The 23560-nt window shown below is 61.0% G+C and carries 26 protein-coding genes and 1 pseudogene; 5 read left to right on the forward strand and 22 right to left on the reverse strand.

All coding sequences use genetic code 11. The features are described from left to right. Positions 1–296, forward strand: a 296-nt coding sequence (locus NKJ81_RS00005; RefSeq protein WP_352539223.1) for a tyrosine-type recombinase/integrase, incomplete at its 5' end; no start/stop codon positions are given. 145 nt (positions 297–441) lie between these two features. Continuing rightward, positions 442–1044, forward strand: a complete 603-nt coding sequence (locus NKJ81_RS00010) for a hypothetical protein (protein WP_352539224.1) — start codon at positions 442–444, stop codon at positions 1042–1044. Between the two features lie 241 nt (positions 1045–1285). Here the strand turns inward: NKJ81_RS00010 and NKJ81_RS00015 are convergent. The 6 genes and pseudogenes from NKJ81_RS00015 to NKJ81_RS00040 form a co-directional block, all read right to left on the reverse strand. Further along, positions 1286–1510 (reverse strand): annotated as a pseudogene (locus NKJ81_RS00015) (hypothetical protein); the annotation flags it as partial. 60 nt (positions 1511–1570) lie between these two features. Continuing rightward, positions 1571–2953, reverse strand: coding sequence for an adenylate/guanylate cyclase domain-containing protein (locus NKJ81_RS00020; RefSeq protein WP_352539225.1), 1383 nt, complete (start codon positions 2951–2953; stop codon positions 1571–1573). Between the two features lie 633 nt (positions 2954–3586). Next, positions 3587–3853 (reverse strand): hypothetical protein, encoded by a 267-nt coding sequence (locus NKJ81_RS00025; protein ID WP_352539226.1) that lies wholly within the window; start codon positions 3851–3853, stop codon positions 3587–3589. An 814-nt stretch (positions 3854–4667) separates the two neighbouring features. Next, positions 4668–5570 carry an ArdC family protein gene (locus NKJ81_RS00030; protein WP_352539227.1) on the reverse strand — a complete coding sequence of 301 codons (903 nt, stop codon included), beginning with the start codon at positions 5568–5570 and terminating at the stop codon, positions 4668–4670. Between the two features lie 324 nt (positions 5571–5894). Beyond that, complete coding sequence (locus NKJ81_RS00035; RefSeq protein ID WP_352539474.1) at positions 5895–6260, reverse strand: ester cyclase; 366 nt, start codon at positions 6258–6260, stop codon at positions 5895–5897. After that, a complete protein-coding gene (locus tag NKJ81_RS00040) occupies positions 6173–6520 on the reverse strand; it encodes an ester cyclase (protein ID WP_352539228.1) in 348 nt (115 codons plus the stop codon). The genes NKJ81_RS00035 and NKJ81_RS00040 overlap by 88 nt, the downstream gene beginning before the upstream one ends. A gap of 101 nt (positions 6521–6621) precedes the next feature. On the opposite strand from NKJ81_RS00040, the gene NKJ81_RS00045 reads away from it, so the two are divergent. Further along, positions 6622–6783 carry a hypothetical protein gene (locus NKJ81_RS00045; RefSeq protein ID WP_352539229.1) on the forward strand — a complete coding sequence of 54 codons (162 nt, stop codon included), beginning with the start codon at positions 6622–6624 and terminating at the stop codon, positions 6781–6783. A gap of 25 nt (positions 6784–6808) precedes the next feature. On the opposite strand, the gene NKJ81_RS00050 is transcribed toward NKJ81_RS00045, so the two are convergent. The 6 genes from NKJ81_RS00050 to NKJ81_RS00075 form a co-directional block, all read right to left on the reverse strand. Then, positions 6809–7699, reverse strand: a complete 891-nt coding sequence (locus NKJ81_RS00050; RefSeq protein WP_352539230.1) for an SDR family NAD(P)-dependent oxidoreductase — start codon at positions 7697–7699, stop codon at positions 6809–6811. Continuing rightward, on the reverse strand, positions 7696–8475 hold the full coding sequence (locus NKJ81_RS00055; RefSeq protein WP_352539231.1) for a hypothetical protein: 780 nt from the start codon (positions 8473–8475) through the stop codon (positions 7696–7698). The genes NKJ81_RS00050 and NKJ81_RS00055 overlap by 4 nt, the downstream gene beginning before the upstream one ends. 11 nt (positions 8476–8486) lie before the next feature. Beyond that, complete coding sequence (locus NKJ81_RS00060) at positions 8487–9074, reverse strand: protein-S-isoprenylcysteine O-methyltransferase (protein ID WP_352539475.1); 588 nt, start codon at positions 9072–9074, stop codon at positions 8487–8489. Positions 9075–9274: 200 nt separating this feature from the next. Next, on the reverse strand, positions 9275–9847 hold the full coding sequence (locus NKJ81_RS00065; RefSeq protein WP_352503882.1) for a hypothetical protein: 573 nt from the start codon (positions 9845–9847) through the stop codon (positions 9275–9277). 139 nt (positions 9848–9986) lie between these two features. Then, the gene (locus tag NKJ81_RS00070; RefSeq protein WP_352503875.1) at positions 9987–10121 is read right to left on the reverse strand and encodes an ABC transporter; all 135 of its coding nucleotides are present in this window, start codon (positions 10119–10121) and stop codon (positions 9987–9989) included. 199 nt (positions 10122–10320) lie between these two features. Beyond that, positions 10321–10893: a L,D-transpeptidase gene (locus tag NKJ81_RS00075; protein WP_352503876.1), complete on the reverse strand. Its 573-nt coding sequence runs from the start codon at positions 10891–10893 to the stop codon at positions 10321–10323. A gap of 190 nt (positions 10894–11083) precedes the next feature. Between NKJ81_RS00075 and NKJ81_RS00080 the strand changes: the two genes are divergently transcribed. Then, on the forward strand, positions 11084–11839 hold the full coding sequence (locus NKJ81_RS00080) for an SDR family NAD(P)-dependent oxidoreductase (protein ID WP_352503877.1): 756 nt from the start codon (positions 11084–11086) through the stop codon (positions 11837–11839). 95 nt (positions 11840–11934) lie between these two features. Next, positions 11935–12234, forward strand: a complete 300-nt coding sequence (locus NKJ81_RS00085) for a hypothetical protein (RefSeq protein WP_352503878.1) — start codon at positions 11935–11937, stop codon at positions 12232–12234. A 168-nt stretch (positions 12235–12402) separates the two neighbouring features. Here NKJ81_RS00085 and NKJ81_RS00090 read toward each other — a convergent pair whose 3' ends face one another. The 10 genes from NKJ81_RS00090 to NKJ81_RS00135 form a co-directional block, all read right to left on the reverse strand. Continuing rightward, positions 12403–13587, reverse strand: coding sequence for a helix-turn-helix domain-containing protein (locus NKJ81_RS00090; RefSeq protein WP_352539232.1), 1185 nt, complete (start codon positions 13585–13587; stop codon positions 12403–12405). Positions 13588–13880: 293 nt separating this feature from the next. Further along, positions 13881–14762: an SMP-30/gluconolactonase/LRE family protein gene (locus NKJ81_RS00095; protein ID WP_352539233.1), complete on the reverse strand. Its 882-nt coding sequence runs from the start codon at positions 14760–14762 to the stop codon at positions 13881–13883. Positions 14763–14764: 2 nt separating this feature from the next. Continuing rightward, on the reverse strand, positions 14765–15733 hold the full coding sequence (locus tag NKJ81_RS00100; RefSeq protein ID WP_352539234.1) for an ABC transporter permease: 969 nt from the start codon (positions 15731–15733) through the stop codon (positions 14765–14767). Beyond that, positions 15730–16728, reverse strand: coding sequence for an ABC transporter permease (locus NKJ81_RS00105; protein ID WP_352539235.1), 999 nt, complete (start codon positions 16726–16728; stop codon positions 15730–15732). Before NKJ81_RS00105 ends, NKJ81_RS00100 begins: the two co-directional genes overlap by 4 nt. 33 nt (positions 16729–16761) lie before the next feature. Next, a complete protein-coding gene (locus NKJ81_RS00110; RefSeq protein WP_352539236.1) occupies positions 16762–18264 on the reverse strand; it encodes a sugar ABC transporter ATP-binding protein in 1503 nt (500 codons plus the stop codon). A 67-nt stretch (positions 18265–18331) separates the two neighbouring features. Then, the gene (locus NKJ81_RS00115) at positions 18332–19399 is read right to left on the reverse strand and encodes a substrate-binding domain-containing protein (protein ID WP_352539237.1); all 1068 of its coding nucleotides are present in this window, start codon (positions 19397–19399) and stop codon (positions 18332–18334) included. Positions 19400–19566: 167 nt separating this feature from the next. Beyond that, positions 19567–20631 (reverse strand): sugar ABC transporter substrate-binding protein, encoded by a 1065-nt coding sequence (locus tag NKJ81_RS00120; protein WP_352539238.1) that lies wholly within the window; start codon positions 20629–20631, stop codon positions 19567–19569. Between the two features lie 297 nt (positions 20632–20928). After that, positions 20929–21699, reverse strand: a complete 771-nt coding sequence (locus NKJ81_RS00125; RefSeq protein ID WP_352539239.1) for a GntR family transcriptional regulator — start codon at positions 21697–21699, stop codon at positions 20929–20931. A 123-nt stretch (positions 21700–21822) separates the two neighbouring features. Continuing rightward, complete coding sequence (locus NKJ81_RS00130) at positions 21823–22551, reverse strand: E3 binding domain-containing protein (protein WP_352539240.1); 729 nt, start codon at positions 22549–22551, stop codon at positions 21823–21825. After that, positions 22548–23558 carry a C-terminal binding protein gene (locus tag NKJ81_RS00135; RefSeq protein WP_352539241.1) on the reverse strand — a complete coding sequence of 337 codons (1011 nt, stop codon included), beginning with the start codon at positions 23556–23558 and terminating at the stop codon, positions 22548–22550. The genes NKJ81_RS00130 and NKJ81_RS00135 overlap by 4 nt, the downstream gene beginning before the upstream one ends. Between the last annotated feature and the right edge of the window lie 2 nt (positions 23559–23560).

Raw genomic sequence — 23560 nt, forward strand, 5'->3', positions numbered from 1 at the left:
CGGGGCGCAGTTGCACCGATCCGATCTCGTCGCGGCAACTCCATCGCGCGGTTCAGGAAGCCGCCGAAGTCGCCGGCATCCGCAAGCGCGTCAGCCCGCATACGCTGCGGCACAGCTTCGCCACCCACCTGCTCGAGCAGGATGTCGACATCCGCGTCATCCAGGTGCTGCTCGGGCACAGCAAGCTCGAAACGACAGCGCTCTACACCAAGGTCTCGACCCGGACGATCCACGCGGTCGCAGGGCCGCTCGACCGGCTGATGGCCCTCATGGAAGGCAAGACGCCGTCCGGCTGAACCGGTGCGCGCCGACCTGGAGGTCGCCGATATCTTCCGTGCTGCCGGCCCCGGATACCGGGTCTCCCACGCCGGGCATCTGAGCCTGCAGCAGCTCAAGGTGTTGCAGCTCTGAGCTTCTGAAAGGTCCTGCACGAGGCGCGTCATGCCCACCGATAGCCAGTACATTTTCGAAAGTATCAAGCAGGGGTGCGTGATGCTTTCCGATGACGAGTTCGTCATAGACAGGTTGGTGAAGTATGTCGGCAATGGCAGGATCCGCTGGCACGTCGAATTCCGTGAGCATCGCATCGAGCTGTCGACCGGCCAGCTCAAGAAGCAGCCTGCCTTCCGCAGGAAGATACTCGAACAGGCTGGCGTGCTGCCGCCCCGGCGTGCCGGGGCCAGTTACAGGCGATGGGCACTCAATCTGAGGAAGAATGCCATCGAGCTTCCCTGGCGAGACAGGCCGGTCGACGCCGATTTCGCCATCGACAGGCTCACCAGCCACGGAGATGGGCGCTGGACGGTTGAATACCAGGGCAAGTCAATCAAGTTCACGTCAATCAAACTGCGCAGGCAAGTCAGTTTTCGCAAACGCATGCTGGCCAAGGCCAAGGTGCTGCCGCCCGAGTTGGCACCGTCCGCTTATCGAAAGTGGATGGACTGGCTCATTCACAACGCCTCCGAGGCTGCGCCGCTAGCCGGCGAGGCCTCGATGCCAGAGAAAAGCTGGCTTGACGATCTGCCAGAGCTAGCCGGCTGGTAAAATGAAGCACCGCCCCAAGCGACCAGCTAGCCTGAATATCTCAAAGTGAGGGGTGCATCGGACCCCGTCCTTGGATCTGATGACTCTTTGTTGCAAAAGCAGTTTCTCAGATTCTCGGGGCCGATGCACCCCTCACTTTGAGATATTCAGGCTAATACTTATCTTGGCGTATCTCGCTCGGTGCGGCGCACTTGCGCCTTGCACCGTCCGACTGGCATGTGCCATCCGGATTGCCGCTAGCTCACGCAGTCCGGGGCCTGGTCAGTCCAGAGCGGGATGCAGCTTCTTCGCTTCTTCGCTTCTTCGCTTCTTCGCTTCTTCGCTTCTTCAGGTTCGACATTGATCTTCGATTTTTCGATTGCCAGGGTATGTCGGGCGTTCCACGCACGACGAGTCGAACATCGGGATGCTTGCGCACCTCGATGGCAAATTTCGCCAGCAGGTTGATGCCGGAAGAGTTGAGAAAGGTCCCTCAGAGAGGGGCGACATGGGACCGCGACGGAAAAACTGAAATATTGGACCGTTTTCACTCGAGCCCGATCCACACAAAGCCGTCCTGCTTTCGGCAGGGATATACGATCAGCTTTGCGCGGTTTTTCGAAATGTCACCCAAATATTCAAGGCCCGCCCTGGTACCATCGTGCTCCAACTTCGCCCACTCCCTGATTTCGCCGGTAAGCAGGTCGAAACAACTCTGATGCCAGCGGCAGACCAGGCCAAGATCTGCGGTGATCGTGCTCTCCATGTGTGGGAGCTTCAGCTTTTCGGCCTGAGCGGAACTTCGGCGCTCGTAGAGCGGCAGATGAAGATGCGGGCAGGCATTGTTGAAGGCGCAATAGCTATCGGATCCGCGAACGACGACGATGTCGTAATCTTCAAAATCGAGAATCCGGCGTTCGTGGGGCTGAAGCTCGTCTTCGGCGAAAGCGCGAATCCACCTCCTGCCGCCCTGACGGATGGTTTCGCGAGGCCGTCTGGCATTCAGCTCGGCGTCAATTTCGGGCTTCAGCCTGACGATTTCGAACAGGCTTGTGCGCTCGCCGGTACCGCGAAGGCGTACCCTGACGAAGTCGCCGATTTCCACCTTGTCGGCGATCTGGTCGCGGAGGGCCTCGGATATCAGCAATCGCGTACCGGCATCTTTATTGGCGGCCTCGACCCGGCTGGCCAGATTTACAATGTCGCCGATGGCCGTGAGACGTTTGTGTCCAGCAAAACCCAATGTGCCGATGACGGCTTCGCCATAGTTGAGGCCGATGCGAATATCGAAATCGATGCCATACATCGAGGCAAAGAACGGCTTCAGACGATCAACTGTGGCGAGGGTCTGAAGTGCGGCGTTCACGGCGCGGAGCGGAGCGTCGGGCTGGTCGTCGATGCCGAATATTGCCATGAGGCCATCGCCGATCAGTTTGTCGATGAAACCGCCATTCTGCTCGATGATGTCGCCGACCTGGGCGAAGTAACGATTGAGCAGATACATCACGTCGTAGGGGGAAAGCCGCTCCGACAGCGCTGTGAAATCTACAATGTCGCTGAAGAAGACCGCAACATGCCTTGCTTCGCCGCAACGCGTCGCGGCAGAAGCGCCAAGCTGGCTGGTGATCATCATGTCGGTTTCGTCTAGCACCAGGCGTCGGACGCGAAGCTCGCCTTCCGGTCTGAGCTGACAGGCCAGCCGAACCTCATCGGCCAATCTCAACCGGTTCGCCATCAGGGTTTCGTCCGGATTCCGGTCCGGGCAAGCCTCAATGCCGTCGAGAACCCAAACGCGGCATGTCGAGCATTTCGCCCTGCCGCCGCATGCGTGGGCAAATGGCACGCCCGATCTGAGAGCCGCCTCAAGCAAGGTCTCATCTGCGGCCACGTCGAAACCCACTCTGTCGGGTAAAGCGGTTACTTTGGTCATATCACCGAACACAGGTCCGTCGCGTTAACTGGCTTGCCAGTGTAGCACCAATCGGCTCAGGCAATAGAATCATGCAAAATTCGAGCACCGACGAAGCCGAAATGGTTTCGTTGCGGGGACCGGACCATAAGACCGCTTGCATCGGCAGCGACCGCTTGCTGAGCGGACAACGAGGGTTCATCACGGCGCGGATCGTGTTGGTGTCCTCGCAGAGCAGAATCGGGCTTAGTCCAGATGCAACAACCACGCAGCAACGATGTACGCCCGCAATCAGCGCGGGAAGCGGATCATCTCGCTCTAATCGTCGAACTTCCGTCAATGGCGCGTCCCGCTGGTTCAAACACATGAGCCGGAGCAAGCCCGAAATGAGCATAACGACTGGCTGGGGTGGCAAGCGGAAGTCCAGCGTGAACGCGCGGAATAGTTGATTTGCGGACTTGAGCCGGCATTAGGTTGCGCAAGCTGTAGCGGCTGACCTTGGCGCGACCGAGACCAACGTCGGCGCTGACGCGCAGGGCCCGCTCTTGAAGCCAGTGGCCAGCGGGCTCTACGCCAACAATGGGCGCTTTCCAGAATGACTGGAACCGCACCATCGCTGACCAAACCTAAGCTTGGCCAGCGGAGCAATCACCTTTACGATTCGACCAGGATCACCAAGGACTCTGGAACCACTCCATCGAAGGCCATCGCATCCGCGGCTTCCTTGCTCTGCATAGCTTTCATCATGGCGTCCATGTCCGGAACGTCCATGAGAACGGCCACCCGAGTCGGATTTTGTGGATCTACAAATGTTCGTATGTTGGTCACGCCGAGCGGACCAAAAAGCTCTTTGCGCTTCGGCGAGTCGAGCCAGTGTTTTGCGCCCTTTGTGATGTTATGGTAGCCAATGACTGTCGGCATTGCATCCTCCCTATCGTAACGGCGAAGGCCCGGCATCAACCAAAAGTGCCAAGATCCATCCCGTCGAACGACGGAGCGCCGTTTCGGTTGGACTGTCAATTATTTCGTTAAAGGCGCGCGGAAGAACGATTCGGAGTGGGCGTTTCTTACGGACCGTTCGACCTCAATGAACCAGGATCGCGGTCACGCGGCTGTGGCTATTGACATGTGACAAGCGCAAACAGCCGGACAACAACAGCAAGGACTCGCGTGGCACATATCGGGATCCGGCGCTGGGGTCGGAAAGGGCAGTTGGGCGTAGGTGCCTGTCATGACCCGGCGGGCCAAGCTCGGGGTTATCGCTGAGGTGGAGGCCTCGGATGAGCGTTCTTACGAACGGGCGACCCAGCAACGTGACTGCCCACGAGATTGTTGAAGAGCTGATCCTACAAGCCCGTCGCGGTCAAATCATCTCCGTCAAAGAGACCATTACAGTGGTGCGCCGAGACGGGCCGCAAGTGGAAAGTGACTGCGCGCCGGTCGAGCTTATTGTAGAGATTGCCCAGCCTTTAGCCTGTTTGTCGCGTTCGACCTCCACGAATAGCGTCATGGCAACCCACTGGTTCAACCCCGAGAGGGCACTCTTTGCGCCAGCCAGTTATCCGATCCCGCTCAGAAATTTCTACCAACATTCCCGCCTTCCAAGGAACCAAGGAACAAATCTTCTCGGCAGGAGGTTCTATCCTCGACCATGGTTGAGGTCGACAGAAGGAAACAGAAGGCTATCGCCGACCTTGTGCGACGGTGGGGTCACATCAGATGGTCTCGGGCCGCTTCATTCCGCGGCCTCCAGCAAGCCGGCTTCTTCCTGCAAGCCGTGAAGAAAATCCGCGGCGCGCTGCGCGTGGCTGGCTGCGGTGAAGATCGCCCGCTTGTCGTTCTTAAGCACCTTCAGCCATGAGCCGATATAGGCGGCATGGTCGGGCCGGGTTTCGGGCGTCAGGTCGAGATCGGCGGACAGGAAGATCGAAGCAAGTTCAGCAACGAGTTCTTCCATCGCGTAGCCTTCGTCGCCCCAGCGCTTGCGGCCAAAATCCCGCTCCAGCCGCGAGGGGTGGCGCGTCCAGTGCGTGCACTCGTGCGCCAGCGCTGCGTAATAGCTTTCGGCATTGCGGAAGGTCTCGAACGGCGGCATCTGCACATGGTCGCTGCCCATGCTGTAATAGGCCTGATTGCCGCCGTGACGGATATCGGCGCGCAGCGCGGCGAAGAAAGTTTCCGCATGCTCGATGCGTGCTACCGGATCGAGGCGCTGTTCCGCCGGGGCATAGAATTGCGCCGGTAGGCCCTCGATCTGCTCGACATTAAAGACGGTGTAGCCCTTCATAAACGGGATATCCCGCTCCTGCTCCTCGCCGGTCGCTTCGTCCTTCTCTGTCCTGCGGATACGGTCGGCATAAACGACAAGATTGCCCCTCTCGCCCTTGCGGACATGCGCGCCCATCTCTTGCGCCTGTTTGAAGGTCATCCAGATCGGCGCGGCAAAGCCCTGCGCCATGGCTACCGACCAAAGCATGATGATGTTGATTCCCTGATAGGGCACGCCGTTATGACGTAAGGGCGGCGAAATCCGCCCGGCGGCGTGCTCCGCGTTCCAAGGCTTCAGCCATGGGCGCAGGCCCTGTTCCAGTTCGGCAACAATGCTCGCCGTCACCTTCTCATAAACATCTGCTTTCATTGGTTTTTCCTCCTAGTTTACGGTTGCGCAGCAGCTGCTGCTGCAACCGGACTAGGCCCCGCGCCAATGAGCGGGCGGAATGCGGTCAAGGCTGAAAATCAAAGGGTGGTGCGGCCCACAGCGGAGTGAGCACACGGCCTTTGATTTTCACGCGAATAGCGCCCGGCCTTGACGGCAGGGGGCGGCAGCCCCGGATCAAAAGAGAAAAGGTTGCACGGGCCGAAACGGCCCGTTCAGGTCACGGCCTGAAAGGGCGTGCTTGCGCGAGGGATGGAAGCCGGATGGCCGAAATCCCGGCGTAGCGCGGCGAAGCCGGAGTTCGGTTTACGAGAGCCCGGTCCTGCGTAGCTTCAGCGAAGCAGTACGCGCCCAGAATCCGGCGCCGTAATCGGGTTCGGTCGCTGTTCCGGTTTTTGCTGCGCCGCATGCGCCTTCCCTGAGGCCATGCGAGGTCACTGCGTACGGGAAAGCTGGCATTGGTGTAGCTGAGGAAGTGCGGCGCAATCGGTGGAAGTTTAAGATAACTGCCAAGGCATGAAAAGCATTGAAGGCACTCCCTGGCGGCTTGGCGGTCAGCTGCTCCTGGAACTTGGCGAAGTCGGCTACCTCCCAGTGCTCGGCGAGCTTTCCGTCGGCGATCCGATAGAATTGAAAAGCAGCGAAATCGACGCGATTGCCGGTCGCCTTGATCTCACCGAAGTCATTTTCACCTGGGTGCCGCTGACGCGATTCATGACCGCCACCCGATCGCCCTCGCCGATGATCTGCTCGATGGTCCAAGTGAAATCGGGAAAGCTGGACTTTAGGCCCTCGAGATAGCCGCGGATGACGTCGATGCCAGAGGATTGTTCATTCAGCTTGTCACCATAGTCCTGCGAAACAATGTCGGCGAGCTGGGTCAGATCACCGGAACATATCGAAATAGCGGCGGACGATGGCTTTATTGGCATCAGAATCGGACATGGGCTGCTGTACCCGGTTCCATTCGCTGGCAGGCTGCATCGTCGGCAGTGACCGTGCTGAGCCGCCTGTGACTCGAAGAGTCGAGTAGATGAACGAGCGCTGGCCACGGCGAGAGGCGGTCGCTTGGAGGGCGGTAGGTCTGGAAGGTTTGGCTTTTGTCTCGCTGGCCGAGAGGGACTTCATGCACGAGCGCAGCAACGGTTCAGGTGGAAAGCGTTTGGTCGTTGCCAAGACCATCGGCGACTTCTGAAATAGCGAGCGGGCGTGCTGGTCCTTCAGGGGATAATTCCCCGAGGGCCCCGGCGTAGCTGAATCTGGCGGGTACCGCAGCATTTCTTGAACTTCATACCTGAACCGCAAGGACATTGATCATTGCCGCCGAGTTGCAGCCGGCCGACCAGGGGCAGCAGCGCTGCTGAAGGCAGGAGCGCTGCCGCAAGGGCAGCCAACTTGCCCGAGATTCCCGGTACGACGAGGCGACGACCGGATTTGAACCCTCGCCACGCCCGTTCGGCCACATACTCCGGATCCACCTTGGGCAAGATGTTGAAGAGCGCCGTCTGATTGGCGCCTGATCTTGCGAGAAACTCCGTCGACACCGGGCCTGGTGCAACGCATGTGACCGTCACACCGGTTCGGCGCAATTCCTGGTGAAGCGCCTCTGAGAAGAAGCGCACGAAAGCTTTGCTGGCGAAGTACAGAGCCATATAAGGCCCGGGAACGAACCCGGCCACGGAACTGAGATTGAGCACCCCGCCCCGTCGGCGCGCCACCATTCCCGGCAGAAAATGGAGGGTCAGTTCTGTGAGGGAATGTATGTTGAGATCGATGATGCCCAGTTGATCATCAATAGGCAGCGCCGTCGTCGCGCCCCGCAGGCCATAGCCGGCGCTGTTGACCAGGACATCACAGACCAGGCCGTGTGTGGACAGAAAGCCCTCCATGCGCGTCGGCGCATCGCCTGCCACGAGATCCAACTCGAGCGTGAATGCCTCGCCGCCCGCCTCCCTAACCTCAGACGCCGCGGCGGCCAAACCCTCGGGCGAGCGGGCAACCAGCACAACCGCACCGCGCTCCCTTGCCGCGACGCTCGCAATCGCCCGGCCAATTCCACCCGAGCCGCCAATCACGACGATAGCTGGCCGGTATTCACAGTGCGAAATCACGTCGCGTTCCTCTGTCTTGCAGGAGCGGAAACTCCTTGACCGAGCAGCATCACTTCATTGGCGACAGTGCCGTTCAGGATCTTTTCGAATCTCTCCAGTGCTCGTGCGACGTTCGCTCCATCCATGACCCGGTGATCGTAGTGGATGCGGACATTCACCGATCCGTCTTTGCCGATCGGACCGTAGTTCAGAAGCGTGGTCAGTGGTGTCAGCGGGTTGAGTGATTCCGCACCGAGACCAGAATAGACCGACAGTTGGAAGGTACCGAAGTAATTTGCCCTTTGCCGGGCGATGTTCAACCCTAGCCACATAAGCAGCCACCTGACTGGCGCGGGCGCACCTGCCACCCGCAAGGCACGCCGAAACTCCGGGACCTCCAGGATCGGCCGTGATCGAGCCGCATGGATGGATCCCTCAAGTTCCGTGATGGAGTAGCGCTCCGGGCACTTGATGCAGCTCAGCAGAACGGCCGGCTCGCCATCATATTCGCGCTCGTGGGCAATCGAGGCTACGCTTGCCGGATACTCATAAAGCTGCGGCCAGGGCAACTTGACATAGGCGCGCCGCAGCTCCGGCATCTCTAGGGCAAGAAGCGCATATCCTTTCAGGAAGATCGCGGTCCAGGAGGGCCTGGTCTGCTGCGCCATTCTAGCCCTTACGAGTGGGCTGAGGTTCATCTGACGCTGCACCGCGACCCGTGGCACGCCGATCGAAAACCTCATCAGATCGCCAACAAGGCGCCGGGGCGCGGAAAGCTTGAGGGCTCGGCCTCGCATAAAACGTACCTCTAATAAAGATAAGGGACTATTCGCCTGGTCTTTTCCATATAGGCACGGTATTGCGGGCCGAAATTCTCCAGCATCATACGCTCTTCCTCGTCCACTCTCAGCAGGAAAAGGACTGCGAACCCAATCAAACCCGATATGCCCGCAATCCAGTTCGCCAGCAAAAAGACCTGGCCGAGGCCCATGAGCAGGAACGAGGTATACATCGGGTGGCGGACCAAAGCGTATGGTCCGGCGCAGATGAGTTCATGCCGTTCGCGAATCTCCAGCGTAATCGACCAGTTCCGGCCAAGTTCCTTATGGGATCTGCGAAAAACCCATAGCGCGGAGCAGAAGATGATTGTGCCGAGAGCCACGGCCCAAACGCTGGCCGGGTGGTCAGCCGCTGCGGGCATGCCGGTGACAACATAGAAGGCAGGCAGGATTGCGAGGCCAAACAGAGCAGATGCAAGCCCGACGATGTCGGAACGTGAGCGGTAGCCAGTTACAATTCGCACGCGCCTTGCCCGGCGCTCGAAGGGATACCGAATCACGTACCAAGCAACGATGCCGATCACCCAAATGACCTCGCCAAGTGAGGCTGCCGCAATGCTCACTTCAGGTCACCAGCGCCCTTTCTGCGATCGCGACTGTAGCAGCTGCCCCTGAGTATGGCCACTTCACCCATCGTCTCGATTTCGTCACCGGCCGACCTTCAGGCGCAGCGATCCTCTCCGAGTTAGCCCGCAGACGCGAAAGCCGGAGGGGCAGTACCGATCGCATTCGGTCCCATTCATCCCTCGAATCTTGGTTATGTATTCATCTCCCGAAGCTCGGTTATGAATTGTTGCGGCCGGAGCTGAATGGCGGGAGTCTTATATCCCATGGAATGAGCGATGTCCGCCACGAAGCCGTTGCAGTTCAAGACCGTCGCCTGCCAGACATGCGAGCTCGCCTGCAGCTTGCGGATGTAGGCAACGACTTTGTCGTATTCGGCCCGGGTCAATATGATTTGCCAGCTTGCGGATCTGTATGGTTCTTCCAGATCACCGTCGCTCCACCCGGTTTCGGCTGGCACCGGCACGATATGGCCCAGAACATAGGGAACCGCACTGTTCGAAGCCGGGTGAAGGCCCGCGACTTGGGGATCGATCATTCTCCCGGCCCGGTCCAGGCGCCCAAAAACTGCGTAGGTGTGGCCGTAGCTTAGGGCGTAGCGGGAGCGGAACTCGATGAAGTACCGCTCGTCGTTTTTTTGAGGCGCAGCTCCGCCATCGGCATAAGATACGAAATTCGGCTGGGGCGGCAGGTCTTTCGTCTGACATGCCGCTGCCGGGAGGGCCACCAACGCCACAAGCAAGAGACGGCTACTTAGAAGCGTCATCGCCGCGTCCATTCCCGAACTTCACAAAGCACAGACCTAATAACGGCCTATGCTCGCCAACCGCTATGAAGCCGGCCAAAGCCCCGGCTGCGTATGTATGGGGAAGGGCTTGGCACCCCTTCCCCATACAAGCCGGTCCTTACTTAATCACTGGTTGCTCTACCGGAGCGGGTGCCGGAGCCTTACCCTTTCCTTTGCCGATCCAGTCGTTCGCGCAGCCGCTCAGGCTGGCAACGGCGAGCACAGCAACCATTGCAATCAATATCCTGTTCATCAAGCAATCCTTTCCCCGGGGGCGGAATAGCCTATGGAATCGCCACAACTAAAACGATATGCAGCCCCGCGAAGTTAGCTGCGATCTACACCAACGCCTAGTGCAGAAATGACACAGTTGGCACCCGGTTGCCGGCGGCACCTTTGCGGTGACGTGCTGGCAGGGTTCACCATCCAACGAAGATCAGGCCTGCCCACCATCAAACAACCACCACCGTCGTGCCCAAAGGAGTACGGTCGTAGAGGTCAATGACGTCGTCATTTATCATACGGATGCACCCGTTCGATACCGCTGTGCCTATCGTCCATGGCTCGTTTGTACCATGTATCCGGAAGTGGGTGTCGCGCCCGTCTCGATAGAGATAAAGGGCACGCGCACCAAGCGGGTTGTTTGGTCCGCCAGGGACCCCCCCTGCATACTGCACCAGGCGCGGCTTGCGCTGCATCATGCTGGCGGTGGGTGTCCACGACGGCCAGTCCGCCTTGCGGCCGACGGTCGCTGTACCCTTGAAGGAAAGTCCCTGCTCGCCGACGCCAACGCCGTAGCGCGTCGCCCACCCGTCAGACTCGACGGCATAGAGAAAACGGTGCGAAGTATCGACGACGATCGTTCCGGCCGGCTCGTTTCCGTCGTACCGCACATGCTGCCGTCGGTAACGAGGATTCAGGCCACGCCTTGGTCCGAACGCGGATGAAATCGACGTGCATCCGGAGATCATCAGAGCCAGACTACCCAGCACGAGCCCCCGGCGCGCAATGTGGTGTTCTTCCATTTGTACCTGCTAGGAAACTGGTCATCTACCGCCGCCCTCGTCTCTACCATTCCGAGGCCTGCGGGCCAAGTCTCGCTGTGTGGTGGCAAAAATGAATTCACAGGATTAAACAAGCGAATTGGAGCGAAACTTCTTGCGATGACCGTCTGCCTCTGTTCGGTTATGTCAGAAATGGCATAGGACAGAGCCGATGAAGCCTGACTTCCATGGTAAAGTCGCGATTGTGACCGGCGCAGGCTCCGGAATAGGTGCGGCTGTTTCACGGCAACTCGCGCAAGAAGGAGCCGAGATTGTTGTCGCCGACCTTGATGCCGAGGCCGCGCGCTGCACAGCCGCCGAAATAAGCTCGCAAGGAGGCAGGGCCTACGACTTTGCGGTAGATGTCACGGATGCGGCAGCAGTGGAAAAGCTGATCGAGTTCACTGTCCAGAAATGCGGCGGACTGGATATGGCGGTAAACAATGCAGGTATCGACGGCATTCGAAAAGCAACGGCAGACTATCCGCTCGACAACTGGCACAAACTGATAAACGTTAATCTCAATGGCGTTTTCTACAGCATGAAGTACGAAATCGCCGCGATGCTGGATCGAGGCGGAGGTGCCATCGTGAACATGTCCTCTGTTCTCGGTTCCGTCGGCTTGCCAACTGCGTCCGCTTACACGGCAGCGAAACACGGGGTCGTTGGATTAACCAAGGTTGCGGCGATTGAATATGCTAGGATGGGCATCCGGATCAATGTCGTCGGCCCCGGCTGGATCGAAACGCCTCTTTTATCGGAGCAAATGGAGGCATTAGCCAGCCGGCGCATGGCGGGTCTTCAGCCGATGGGCAGGCGCGGGAAACCGGAAGAGGTAGCGGCTCTTGTGTGCTTCCTGTTGTCCGACCAGGCCAGCTTTATCACTGGGAGCTACCATCTGGTGGACGGAGCTTACACCGCCCATTAGTGCAGTGGAGACCGGTAACTTCTCTGGGGTGAGCGCGGCCACGATTTGTTAGCGTCGACTGGGCCATCACCATCTCTTTGGTTTCGGAGGTAGTGATGGGAATGGAGTGGACGATTTCGATCGAAGGGACGAACGAATTCGGCGACATCTGTCGCCGAGAGGTCCGGATCGACAAAAGCGATGAGCGTCTGCGTGAAGGAGACCTGGGCCTGTCGATCGACGACGGCAAGAAGATCATGGCCACCCTGCAAACAGCGGTTGTGACCCAGGAGGCGGAAGCCTACACCCTGTTTCGACGGGTCTGTCCGGATTGCCACAATCTTCGGCAACCGACAGCAAGTTCCACGTGCGGCTGTCGGCGGCGTGATGCGGCATCCGTCCGCGGCAGGGTATGAAATCGCGCAAAATCGTAAAGTGGCGCACAGCACGCGATTCGAACCGCCAACAGGCGCAGGGACTCAATTTAGCAAGTGAATTCAGTAGCAGCACTGTATTGGCGGTATCCCTCTCCCGCTACCATCACTACCTTTGTCCAACCCGGAGACATGGGTAACAGATTGTACTTAAGACATGGGTGACAACCTCGTGCCGAACGGGTTGTCGATGGTCTGCAAGGTCCTCTGTTCCAAGTCGATATACCCGAGATCGTAATGCATGATGAGCCAAATGCCGTCGTCGACCTCCTTGATTCCCAGCCTCTGACCGGCGAGCACGGTCGAGACGTTGATCTTCTTCCTGTGCATGCAGATGCGGCCGCAAGCGGTAACCAGGATGTCGCGGTCGTGGAAGGGGTATTCCAGTTCCGGCAGGCCGTCATAGGCTCTTGAGGACGGCGTGTAGAGCTCGGCCGGGGTGCGCATGGCGAGCGCCTCGTGTGGCCTTTCCTCATTGAATTCGCTGATGAAAGCGTCGAACCTCGCCTGCTGCTGGAGGATGTTCATGCCGGGCGGCCTGGTCGTCTCTTTCTTTAAGGTCAGATGCATGCGCTCGTGGCGGCCGTTCTGTTGCGGGTTGCCCGGCTGGATGCGCTCGATGACGATGCCGGGCCTGAGCCAGAACACCGACAGGCGCGAGAGATTGTAGAGGCCGTTAGGCGAAGCGAAAGGGAGCCCGTTGTCGGAGCGGATGGCGGCGGGCAGGCCGCGCTCCCTGAACAGCCGCACGAAGGCCTCGATGACCGGCGTCTCCTTTGTCGATTCAAGCGCTTCGCAGGCGAGCACATAGCGCGAGATCTGGTCGGTGACCGTCAGGGGGTAACAGTAGCTACCGTTGCCGAGCCTGAACTCCCCCTTGAAGTCGGTGCACCACAGATCGTTAGGGGCGGCGGCTTGCGACAATGGCGTGCCCACGGCCTTGCTCGCCCGGTTCCTCTTGCGGGCCTGGCTCACAAGGCCGTGACGGTCGAGCACGGCATGCACGGTGCTTTTGGCCGGGATACGCACATCACCGGCGAGCTTCCTGACCAGCAACTCCCTGATCTTGCGAGCGCCCCAATGCGGCTTCTCGCGCTTGGTCTCGACGATCAGCCGCTCGATCTGCTCGGGCAACTGGTTGGCGTACCTCACCGGCCGCCGCGAGCGGTCGCAAAGCGCCTCCAGCCCTTCCTCCCTATAGCGGTTGAAGATCTTGTAGCCAGTCTTGCGCGAAATCCCGAAATCCCGGCACACATCGCTCATGCCTTCTCCCGCGAGAAGGCGGGCAACGAAACGTAGACGTTCCTCCATCACCGAACACTCTCTCCACGGCATCAACACCTCCGGCCAAAAGCCAAAAGTGTTACCCATGTGTCCGGTACAAAACGTCACCTATGTCTCAGGCCGCGCAGGATAAGCTGTTGAAATAACAACAAAAAACTGAAACTTTGGTAGCGCCCTGTCCAAAAATCTTCAATGATTTCAGGGGCCGAGCCTGCTATCTGGTGGTGCCAACGAACGTCGCAGAGGCGCCGTAAGCGGTCTTTACCAAGCAGATGTCCTGATGTCGCCTTTGATACGCAAGTTCGAGACACCGCTGGTCATGCCGGCTGTTTAGCCAAAGCGGGTCAGCCCTTGAACGCCGGCAAGATAAGGCCCTTGACGCCGACATCGAGCGCGAACAATCCGCCCGGATGCTTCTGGCGGACGAAGTGACTGGCCGGACGCCGGAGTACGGCAGAGGTGACGTAGAGGATATCGAGGTCCTTGCCGCCGAATTCGCAGCAGGTCGGCAGGTCGGTCGGCAAGATCACGGTTTCCATCAGTTCGCCGTCGGGATCATAGCGGCAGACTTTGGCGGTCACTGGGATGGTCACCCAGTAGCAGCCTTCGGCATCTACGGTGGCACCGTCGGCGACGCCGCCGGTCGCCCTCATGTCGATGAAGGTGCGGCGGTTCTCGATCTCGCCGGTGGCGGCATCGAAATCATAGGCCCACACCGCGCCGGCATGGCTGTCGGAAAAATACATGGTTTTCGAATCCGGGCTCCAGGCGAGCCCGTTGGAGCATCCGATGCCGTCGATCATCTTGTGGACCGAAAGGTCTGGATCGAGCCGGTAGAGCGCGCCGATGAATTCGATCGGCTGGCCCGGCACCTCGAACATCGAGCCCGACCAGAAGCGGCCCTGGCGGTCCGGCTTGCCGTCGTTGAAGCGGGTCTTCGGCATATGCGCTTCCGGGTCGACGATCGCCTCGAACCTGCCGGTTGCCGGGTCGAAGAAATGGAAGCCGTTTGTCATGGTCAGCACCAGGCCGCCCTTCTCGCGCAGGCCAAGGCAGCCGAGATATTCCGGCGTCTCGAAGACCTCGTCCTTGCCGGTCGATGGATCGTAGCGATGGATCAGCTTCTTCCAGATGTCGATCCACCACAGCACGCCGGCCTTGGGGTCCCAGAGCGTGCCTTCCCCGAGCTCGGCCCTGGCATCGACGACACAGGTGATTTCGACCATGGTCAGCTCTCCTTTCTGCGCATCTTGCCGCCGAGACCGGCGAAGGTCTCGCTGCCGATCGACACGGTGAGCAGGATCACCGCGCCATAGACGATGAGCAGCGCTCCGCTCGACAGGTTGAGCGCCGGCAACAGGCCGGTGAGGATGGTGAGCACCATGGCGCCGGCGACGGTGCCGAGATAGTGGCCGCTGCCGCCGAGGATCGAGGCGCCGCCGATGGCGACTGCCGCGATCGAGGTGAACAGATAGGCGTCACCCATGCCGAGATAAGCCTGGCTGGAATAGCCGGTGAGCAACATGCCGGCGAAAGCGGCGGTGAGGCCGGAGATGACAAAGGTCAGGATGGTGGTGCGCGCCGTCGGCACGCCGGAGAATTCAGCGACCGTGGCGCTGGTGCCGAGCGCATAAAGATGGCGGCCGAATGCCGCCTTGGACAGCAGCAGCGTCGCCACCAGTGTCAGCGCGAGCCAGATCAGCGCGATGACCGGGAAGCCGCCGATGCGGCCGACCGACAGGAACTGGATCAAGGCCGGTGCCGAGGGTGTCGGCGAGCCCCCGGTCAGCACCAGGATCAGGCCTTGCAGGATGACATTGGTCGCGAGTGTCATGATGATCGGCGGCACGCCGAACCGGGCGACGCCGACGCCATTGAACAGCCCGATCAAGGCGCCGCCGGCGAACAGCAGCGGCATTACCCAGACCAGCGGCAGATCCCGACCGCCGCAGAGCAGCGCCATGACGATTGCCGCCGAGTTGAGCACCCAAGGCACCGACAGGTCGATGCCGCCCCCTATGATGACAAAGGTCTGGCCGAGCGCGACGATGCCGACAAAGGCGGCCAGCACGATAGTCGAGCGCATGTTGGATACTGAGAGGAAGCCCGGCGAGAACAAAGCCGTGACCAGCAGCAGCACAACCATGCCGGCATAGGCGAGTACGATGAGGCGGTTGCGGGCAAGGAAGGCGCTCATTGGACACGGTTCCTTGCGGCTTTTTCGGCAACGGAACTGGCAAGCACCGAGAGCAGGAGGATGATGCCGGAAGCGACCGGCTGCCAGTAGCTCGACACATGCAGGACGAAGACGAGATTGCCGATGAGGGTGAGCACGAAGGCGCCGATCACCGTGCCGGCAAGATGGCCGCGACCGCCGAACAGGCTGACACCGCCGATGACCGCGGCCGCGACCGAAGGCAGGATATAGTCCTTGCCGATGGTCGGCGAACCGGCGCCGGTCTGCGTCACCAGAAACAGCGCCGCGCCGGCCGCGAACAGGCCGGACAGGCCGTAGGTGACGAGGTTGACGCGGGTGATCGAAACACCGGACAGGAAGGCTGATTTCTCGTTGGAACCAGTCGCCTGGATGGCTATGCCGACACGCGTCGCGCGAAACCACCACCAGAACACGAGCAGCGCCAGCAGCATCCAGACCGGGCTCGTCAGGCCGACAAGCTGTGCCGAGGCGAAGCCGACCCACCAGCCGGGAACGCTGCCGCCATCGGTCGGCAGGATGATCATGGCGACGCCGTTGAGGATCGACCAGGTGGCAAGCGTCACCAGGAAGGGCTGCAGCTTGAGCAGCGAGATCAGCAGGCCGTTGAGTGCGCCGATCAGGAAGCCGAGTGCTAGGATGATCAGCGCCCAAAGTGCTGTGGCCGACGGATCATCGGTGAAGCGCGTCGCCGCGATCACCGTGCCGAGGCTGATCATGCCGCCGATCGACAGGTCGATGCCGCCCCGCACCAGCACGATGGTCTGGCCGGTTGCCGCCAGCATCAGCGTCATAGCCGCGGCCGTGTCGAGGTTGAGTTCGTCCAGCGAAAAGACACCGGCCTGCAGGCTGCCATAGATGGCAACGATCAAGGCCAGCATGAGGGAGGCGACAAGGAACGGCGCGCGGTCGAGCAGGCGGCCGCGCCAGTCGATGCCGGGCCTCGTCCATTTCATTTCGGCAGGTCGTTGCGCCATCCCCACAGTTTGCTCCGCGGACATCACCATGCCTCAAGCCGCCTCGCTGTCGAGCATGGCGGCGCGCAAAATGCCCGCCTCCGAGATGCGGTCGCCTTCGAGCGTCGCCGCGATGCGGCCATTGCGCATCACCAGCACCCGGTCGGCGACATGGACCAGTTCCGGCATGTCGCTGGAATGGAACAGGATCGCATAGCCCTTGGCCGCGAGGTCGCGCATCAGCTGAAAAATCTCGCCCTTTGTGCCGACATCGACGCCGCGCGTCGGATCGTACAGCAACAAAACGCGCGCCTGCGTGAGCAGCATCTTGCCGAAGATCACCTTCTGCTGGTTACCGCCGGACAGCGTGCCGGCGAGCTGTTCCGGCGTGCCTGCCTTGATGCGCAGGAAGTCGACCATTTCCTTGACCAGAGCCAATTCCTTTTGTCGGCTGAGCAAGCCATTTTCGGTAAAACGCCTGATAACGGACAGGGTCAGGTTCTCGCGCACGCTCTTGGTCAGGAGCAGGCCCTGCCCGCGCCGGTCCTCCGGCACCAGCGCAATGCCATCCTTGCCTGTCAGCGCCTGGCGCGGATTGCCGATCGAGACCGGCTTGCCCCAGAGTTCGAGGGTGCCGCTCGCCTTGCTGGCGCCGAACAGCGCCTGGAACAGGTCGCGCTGGCCGTGGCCCTGCAAGCCGCCAACACCCAGCACCTCGCCTTCGCGCAGCGTGAAGTCGACGCCGGAGAGCCGGCTGCCGCTGGAGAAGTTCCTGACCCTCAGCGCGATGTGGTCTGTCGCTGTGGACACACGCTCCGGATAAAGCCTGTCCAGATGGCGGCCGATCATCTGCGTGACGATCTCGTTGTCCGACACGGCGTTCGCCTCGTGCGCGGCGACGGTGCTGCCATTGCGAAAGATGGTCAGCCGGTCGGCGATGGCGCGCACCTCGGCCATGCGGTGCGAAATGAAGATCACCAGCCGGCCTTCGGCCGCCAATTGCCGCGTCAAATTGAGCAGCCACTCCGCCTCCCGCGCCGGCAGCGCCGAGGTCGCTTCGTCAAGGATCAGGATGCGCGGGTCCTTGGCCAAGCCCTTGGCAATCTCGACAATCTGCCGTTCGGCCAGGGTCAGCCGCCGCAATTCCTGGTCGGGACGCAATGCCGGAAAACTATATTTGTCGAGCAGCGCCAGCGTCTTGCGGCGCATCTCGCCGCGGTTGACGATGCGCAGCAATGTCCGTGGTTCGTGACGGAACCAGATATTCTGTTCGACGCTGAGATCGGGGATCAGCGACAGTTCCTGGAAGACGGCGGCGATGCCGAGCGCCTGGGCGGCGTCCGGATTGGCCGGGCGATAGTCCTGGCCATCGACCAGGATCGAGCCGCCGTCGTGCTGCACGGCGCCCGACAGGATCTGGATGAAAGTGCTTTTGCCGGCGCCATTCTCGCCGAGCAGTGCGTGCACCTCGCCGGCGCGGGCACTGAACGTCGCCTCGCTCAGCGCGACGATGCCGCCATAGCGTTTGGACAAGCCTTTGACGGTGACGAGGTCCATGAATGCGCCTTCGAAAAGCTCTCCCGACACCTTGCGCCGCCGGGAGACAGGGGCGTTTGACAGGAGTTTACTTGGTACCGGCGGCTTCCGCAGCGGTGATCTCGACCCAGTCGGGCGTGATCGGCAGCGTCAGGCCGGGCGCCTGGTCCGGAAATGCATTCTTGCCGATCGCGATCTTGATCATCTTGGTGCCCGGGTAAAGCTTGGACTCGAAGGGATCGGTGGTGACGAAATCACCCTTGACCGAGACGGAGCGCTCGGCGGGCTTCTTGCCGGTGTCGAGAATGTCGACCGCGAGCTTGATCGCTTCCGAGGAGAGATAGGCAGGATTGGAGCCAAGGATGCACTTGGCGCCTTGCGTCTGCGCGCAAGTAACGGCGGCGACATTGTAGGAGAAGCCGACGACCGGGACGATCGGGCGGCCGGCATCCTTCAGCGCCTGGATAGCGCCGGAGCCATAGCCTTGCGTCATGATGCCGTCGATCTTCGGATTGGCGGCAAGCAGGGCCGCGACACCCGACTGTTCCGGACCGAGTGCATAGTTGCCGTTGTAGTAGCCGACGACCTTGATGTCGGGATATTTGGCCAGCACCTTTTCGTAGCCTTCCTGCAGCTGTGCCGAGATCGGCGCCCCGGCGAGGCCCCGGTCGAGGATGATGTTGCCCTTGCCGCCAAGCTGCGTGGCCATCCACTCGGCCATCACCGAGGGAATGCGATCCCAGTCGGAAGCGACCGCAAAAGCGCAGGGTTCGGTCACCACCTGGTCGAAGCTGATGACGACGATACCGGCGTCGCAGGCCTTCTTGATGGTCGGATTCAAGGCCGAGTCCGAACCGGCATCGACAAGGATGGCGTCCGGCTTCTGGCGGATGATGTTGTTCAGCGAATTGATCTGCGCCTGGACGGTGTTCTCGACATTCTCGATCTTGAGGTCGACGCGGCCCTTCAGCGGCCCCTTGTTCACCGAAACGTTGGCGACACGCTCCATCTGCTGGCGCCAGTCATTGCCGACGAAATTGTTCGAGAGATAGATGGTGTAGGTCTTCTTGTTCTCGGCGTGGCTCGGCGCGGTGCTCACCGCGATTGCGGACATGGCAAGAGCTGCCAATCCGCCGCAAACTGTCTTCAGTTTCATGATCTCTCCTCCTTCGTGTTTCCTGCATCAGCCGGTGACGGACTTCGCCATCTTGATGGGTGCTGCACATAAATTGATACCGGTACCAATGCGCCTTGTCAATTTAAGCCAAGGCGCATTGGAGGAGCCTCGAGGCGACCATTTCGCCGCCGATCGGCAGACGTCGTTCATTTGGCGCCGGCGGCCTCGGCAGGGGTGATTTCAACCCAGCCCGGGCTGACGGGAAGAAACAGGCCTGGCGCCATGTCCGGAAAGGCATTCTTGCCGACCTCTATCTTCTGCATGGTCGCGTCGGGATACAATCCTGACGGGACCGGATCGGTGGTGAGGAAGGCGTTGCGCAGCAGGATCTTTTTCTCCGCCGGCTTCTTGCCGTCGAGTATCTCCACCGCCAGCTTCAAGGCCTCGGCCGACAGATAGGCAGGGTTGGGTGCAAGGATGCACTGGGCGCCCTGGGTCTGCGCACAGGTCGTCGTCGTCAGGTTGAACGGACTGCCGGTGATGGGAACGATCGGACGACCGGCGTCCTGCAGCGCCTTGATCGCTCCGGCGCCGTAGCCCTGGACGAAGATGGCGTCGACTTGCGGGTGCGCCGCCAGCAGGCTGGCGACGCCGGCTTGTTCCGGTCCCAGCGCATAGTCGCCGTTGAAATAACCGACCACTTCAATGCCGGGATATTTCTTGATGACTTCCTCGAACCCACCCTGCAGCTGGGCGGAGATCGGAGCACCGGCAAGTCCGCGATCAACGAGGATCTTGCCCTTGCCGCCGAGTTTCTTGACCAGCCATTCGGCCTCCACGCGCGGTGCGCGGCCCCAGTCGGACTCCATCGTGTAAGCGCAGGGCGCGCTGACGATCTGGTCGAAGGCGATGACCACGATGCCGGCCTTGCAGGCCTTCTCGATCGTCGGGTTGAGCGCTTCGCCGGAGCCCGCGTCGATGACGATGGCGTCGGGCTTGTTGCGAACGATGTTGTTGAGGGAATTGATCTGCGCCTGGACCGTGGTCTCGACCACCTCGACCTTGAGGTCGACGCGACCGGCAAGCGGCGGCTTCGTGACCGCGATGTCGGCGCTGCGCAGCATCTGCTGGCGCCAGTCGTTGCCGACGAAATTGTTGGACAGATAGATGGTGTAGGGCTTCTTGTCCTGTGCGTTGGCCGGCACGGTATCGATCGACAGCAAAGTCGTCGCGATCACCGCAAGGCCGGCGAAGAATGCGCCTGCTTTCATGATTTTCCTCCTCCCGTGTTTGGTGTCAGCCGCGCGAACGCCGCTGCCTATCAAGTGCCTTCGCCGCACACCCCCTTATGGACAGACTTTGTTTTGTGCACGCCGCTACCCCAGAACCACTGTGCACTCGGGCGACACGCACCAGGCAAATGCTCGACGTCGGATGCGGCTGCGCATCCACGTTCGATCGTGGTTCCCGGCGCAGCCTCCATCCTAGCTATGATGCTATTATAATTTTATAAAGCTGTCCATGACCGGAACCAGGAAATCGACGCGCGCCAATGCCGCCGATCGGGTTCAGGCCAGATCGTTTGGCGCGTCGTAGCTGATGCTGAAGAGATCGGCCGGATGCCGCGCGATGGTGAACTCGATGCTCTGCTGGTCGGCCGACTGGTAGAGCATCTCCACACTCAGCACCGCACTGCCGAGAGCGATGCCGAGGTCGTCCGCGATGACCTCATCGGCGATCTCGGCGCGGACCGTGACATGCGCGACGTCCAGCCGCAGGCCGAGATGCCGTTGCACCGAACGAAAGATCAGCACGTCGGAAAAATCCTCCCGCTTCAGCTTCGCTCCGACAGTTGGCGGGAAATAGCTGGTGATCTGAGCTTTCTTCTGCTCACCCACCGACAGGATGCCGCGCAAGCAGTAGCCCGCTTCGTCCTTGCCCATGCCGAAATGGCGCTGGAGCACGGGCGAAACCTCCTTGCGATAGGATTTCACCGTCAGTTGCGCGTCCTTGGTGAAGGCCGCCATGTCGGCGAAGTTCTTGAATTTCCAGCTCAGGTTGACCGATGGACTGCGCGCCGTGACCACAGCCGGTTTGGCCGACCGCTTCCTGATCAGCCCGTCGGCCTCGAGGTCACGCAACGCTTGCCGTACGGTGATCAGGCTGACGCCGAAATGTTCGGCGATGGTCGCCTCCTTCGGCAGTTCGCCGCCGACGGGAAAGGTGCCGTTGCCGATCGGCTCGCGCAGGATGTCGGCGAGCTGGCGGTAAAGCGGGCCGTTGGCGCGACCAAGTGTGCGCTTGGGAAGACTGTCGATGGTGGGAACGGAGTGATCCATGTGCCTCGTCGCGCCTGTGTCGAAGCTTTTATAATAGCTTCCTGCGCCGGAGGCTATTGCATGTCACCCAAAAGTGGCTCCGGTTTTGGGATCAAAAAACAAGCCCGACGATCATCAACCGTCTCAGACGAAGAGCCGAAGCGGATGCTCGATCGCGGCTTTCAGGCTCGAAAGCCATAAGGCCGCCGCTGCCTCGTCAATGCTTCCCGTATCCGCCATCAGCAGGCACTCGGCGTGATCGCCTGATGTGTCGAGCGAGACGGTCAAGCGCATGGCGCGGGCTGGCAGAAGCGGCATCATGAGCGGCCTGACGTCGCTTGCCGGCAACACCCGCAGGGACAATGCGGCAGGTTTTTCCGCATCGTCACGACTGTCGGCCAAAGCAGTGAGCCGCGTCTCCCACAGCGATGTCAGAGACATTTCGGGGATCATGTCGAACACGGCTTGCCGGCCCGCCAGTTCCAGCGCCACGGATGCCGTGCCGATCCTGGCGGCGTCCGGTATCTCGGCAAATGCTCTGCCCGCCGCGCGCAGCAGCACGTCGTCAATGTCGAACAGCCTTCCAGAGCTCTCCAGTGCCGCCAGCAGGTCTCGCAGCGCGCGGAGGGCAACGGACGTCGCAAAGGCAGCGATCCGGGGCGCAGCAGTGGAAGGCTCCGCCGCTGGGGCGGCGATATCAGGCGAAACGACCAGCGTGGCAGCCGGAACGTAGCCGGTGACATCGGCAGCGAGGATGCGGCCACCGGGGCCGCTGCCGCGAAGGACTTCGAGCGGCAGCGCACGCTCGCGCGCCAGGCGGCGGGCGTATGGGGAAACGGCGAGACGCCTTGCCTGCGCCGCCATTGCGTTCATTTCAAATACTCTGAATTGACGCAGTTGGTCAGCCGCCCCTCCGCAAGATATGCGTGCACGACCTCGATCGATTTCAGCCGGAGATCGCGCATCGATGCCGGGCTGTAGAAGGCGGCGTGGGGGGTGACGATCAGGCGGTTGGCGATCCATGCTTCGCGGCGTCGCCATGCCGCCAGCAACGGATGTTCGAGATCGCCGGGTTCGCTTGGCAGCACGTCGAGCCCCGCGCCGGTGACGGTACCCGCGCGCATGGCTGCTTCGAGCAAGTCGAGATCGACGATCGGGCCGCGCGCGGTGTTGATCAGCACAAGCCCGGGCCTGGCCGCGGCGAAGGCCGCCGCGCCAAGCAGCTTGCGGGTTTCCTCGCTCAATGGCGTGTGGACGCTCACCACATCCGCGCGCGCCATGAGCTCGGCCAACGAATGGACCCGCTCGTAGCCTGTCGACAAGTCGACGCCGGACGACAGATGCGGGTCGTAGAACACCACCTTCATGTCGAAGGCGGCTGCGCGGCGGGCCGTGGCGAGGCCGATGCGGCCAAGTCCGACAATGCCGAAGGTGGCGCCCTTATGCCGGCGCACCAGCGGCGCTTTGGAGAAATGCCAGCCTTCGGCGCCATTGCCGGTGAGTTCCGCGCCATAGGCGGAGGTGCCGCGCGTCAGCGCCAGCATCAGGCCGATGGCGTGGTCGGCGACTTCGGTTGTACCATAGTCCGGCACATTGCAGGCCGGTATCTTGCGCGCGCCCCAGCCTGCCGTGTCGATGTTGTCGAAGCCGACGCCCGAGCGTACCACGATCCTGGCCTTGGGAAACGCGGTGGGAGCGGCAGCGACATTGTGCGTCGGCGAATAGTTGATGACCGCATCGGCGGTTTCGCAGGCCGACGGATCGAGCATGGCTGGCTTGTGATTGGTCGACCTGGCGAGGATGAACTCGATGTCGGGATAGTGCTCGCGCTCGAGTTCGGCTTCATCGGCGGCTTGCCAGTTGGCGCACAGGATCTTCATGC

It is taken from the genome of Mesorhizobium sp. M0018, assembly GCF_040323955.1.
In the GTDB taxonomy this organism is placed as follows: Bacteria; Pseudomonadota; Alphaproteobacteria; order Rhizobiales; family Rhizobiaceae; genus Mesorhizobium.

Excerpts from the sequence above, each read along its gene's own strand:
- NKJ81_RS00045 (WP_352539229.1), top strand. The coding sequence starts at position 6,622 with ATGAACGAGCGCTGGCCACGGCGAGAGGCGGTCGCTTGGAGGGCGGTA.
- NKJ81_RS00020 (WP_352539225.1), bottom strand. The coding sequence starts at position 2,953 with ATGACCAAAGTAACCGCTTTACCCGACAGAGTGGGTTTCGACGTGGCC.
- NKJ81_RS00100 (WP_352539234.1), bottom strand. The coding sequence starts at position 15,733 with ATGAGCGCCTTCCTTGCCCGCAACCGCCTCATCGTACTCGCCTATGCC.
- NKJ81_RS00095 (WP_352539233.1), bottom strand. The coding sequence starts at position 14,762 with ATGGTCGAAATCACCTGTGTCGTCGATGCCAGGGCCGAGCTCGGGGAA.
- NKJ81_RS00075 (WP_352503876.1), bottom strand. The coding sequence starts at position 10,893 with ATGGAAGAACACCACATTGCGCGCCGGGGGCTCGTGCTGGGTAGTCTG.
- NKJ81_RS00110 (WP_352539236.1), bottom strand. The coding sequence starts at position 18,264 with ATGGACCTCGTCACCGTCAAAGGCTTGTCCAAACGCTATGGCGGCATC.
- NKJ81_RS00120 (WP_352539238.1), bottom strand. The coding sequence starts at position 20,631 with ATGAAAGCAGGCGCATTCTTCGCCGGCCTTGCGGTGATCGCGACGACT.
- NKJ81_RS00025 (WP_352539226.1), bottom strand. The coding sequence starts at position 3,853 with ATGCCGACAGTCATTGGCTACCATAACATCACAAAGGGCGCAAAACAC.
- NKJ81_RS00130 (WP_352539240.1), bottom strand. The coding sequence starts at position 22,551 with ATGAACGCAATGGCGGCGCAGGCAAGGCGTCTCGCCGTTTCCCCATAC.
- NKJ81_RS00090 (WP_352539232.1), bottom strand. The coding sequence starts at position 13,587 with ATGCCGTGGAGAGAGTGTTCGGTGATGGAGGAACGTCTACGTTTCGTT.
- NKJ81_RS00115 (WP_352539237.1), bottom strand. The coding sequence starts at position 19,399 with ATGAAACTGAAGACAGTTTGCGGCGGATTGGCAGCTCTTGCCATGTCC.
- NKJ81_RS00105 (WP_352539235.1), bottom strand. The coding sequence starts at position 16,728 with ATGGCGCAACGACCTGCCGAAATGAAATGGACGAGGCCCGGCATCGAC.
- NKJ81_RS00085 (WP_352503878.1), top strand. The coding sequence starts at position 11,935 with ATGGGAATGGAGTGGACGATTTCGATCGAAGGGACGAACGAATTCGGC.
- NKJ81_RS00065 (WP_352503882.1), bottom strand. The coding sequence starts at position 9,847 with ATGACGCTTCTAAGTAGCCGTCTCTTGCTTGTGGCGTTGGTGGCCCTC.
- NKJ81_RS00080 (WP_352503877.1), top strand. The coding sequence starts at position 11,084 with ATGAAGCCTGACTTCCATGGTAAAGTCGCGATTGTGACCGGCGCAGGC.
- NKJ81_RS00040 (WP_352539228.1), bottom strand. The coding sequence starts at position 6,520 with ATGCCAATAAAGCCATCGTCCGCCGCTATTTCGATATGTTCCGGTGAT.
- NKJ81_RS00030 (WP_352539227.1), bottom strand. The coding sequence starts at position 5,570 with ATGAAAGCAGATGTTTATGAGAAGGTGACGGCGAGCATTGTTGCCGAA.
- NKJ81_RS00070 (WP_352503875.1), bottom strand. The coding sequence starts at position 10,121 with ATGAACAGGATATTGATTGCAATGGTTGCTGTGCTCGCCGTTGCCAGC.
- NKJ81_RS00055 (WP_352539231.1), bottom strand. The coding sequence starts at position 8,475 with ATGCGAGGCCGAGCCCTCAAGCTTTCCGCGCCCCGGCGCCTTGTTGGC.
- NKJ81_RS00125 (WP_352539239.1), bottom strand. The coding sequence starts at position 21,699 with ATGGATCACTCCGTTCCCACCATCGACAGTCTTCCCAAGCGCACACTT.
- NKJ81_RS00135 (WP_352539241.1), bottom strand. The coding sequence starts at position 23,558 with ATGAAGATCCTGTGCGCCAACTGGCAAGCCGCCGATGAAGCCGAACTC.
- NKJ81_RS00010 (WP_352539224.1), top strand. The coding sequence starts at position 442 with ATGCCCACCGATAGCCAGTACATTTTCGAAAGTATCAAGCAGGGGTGC.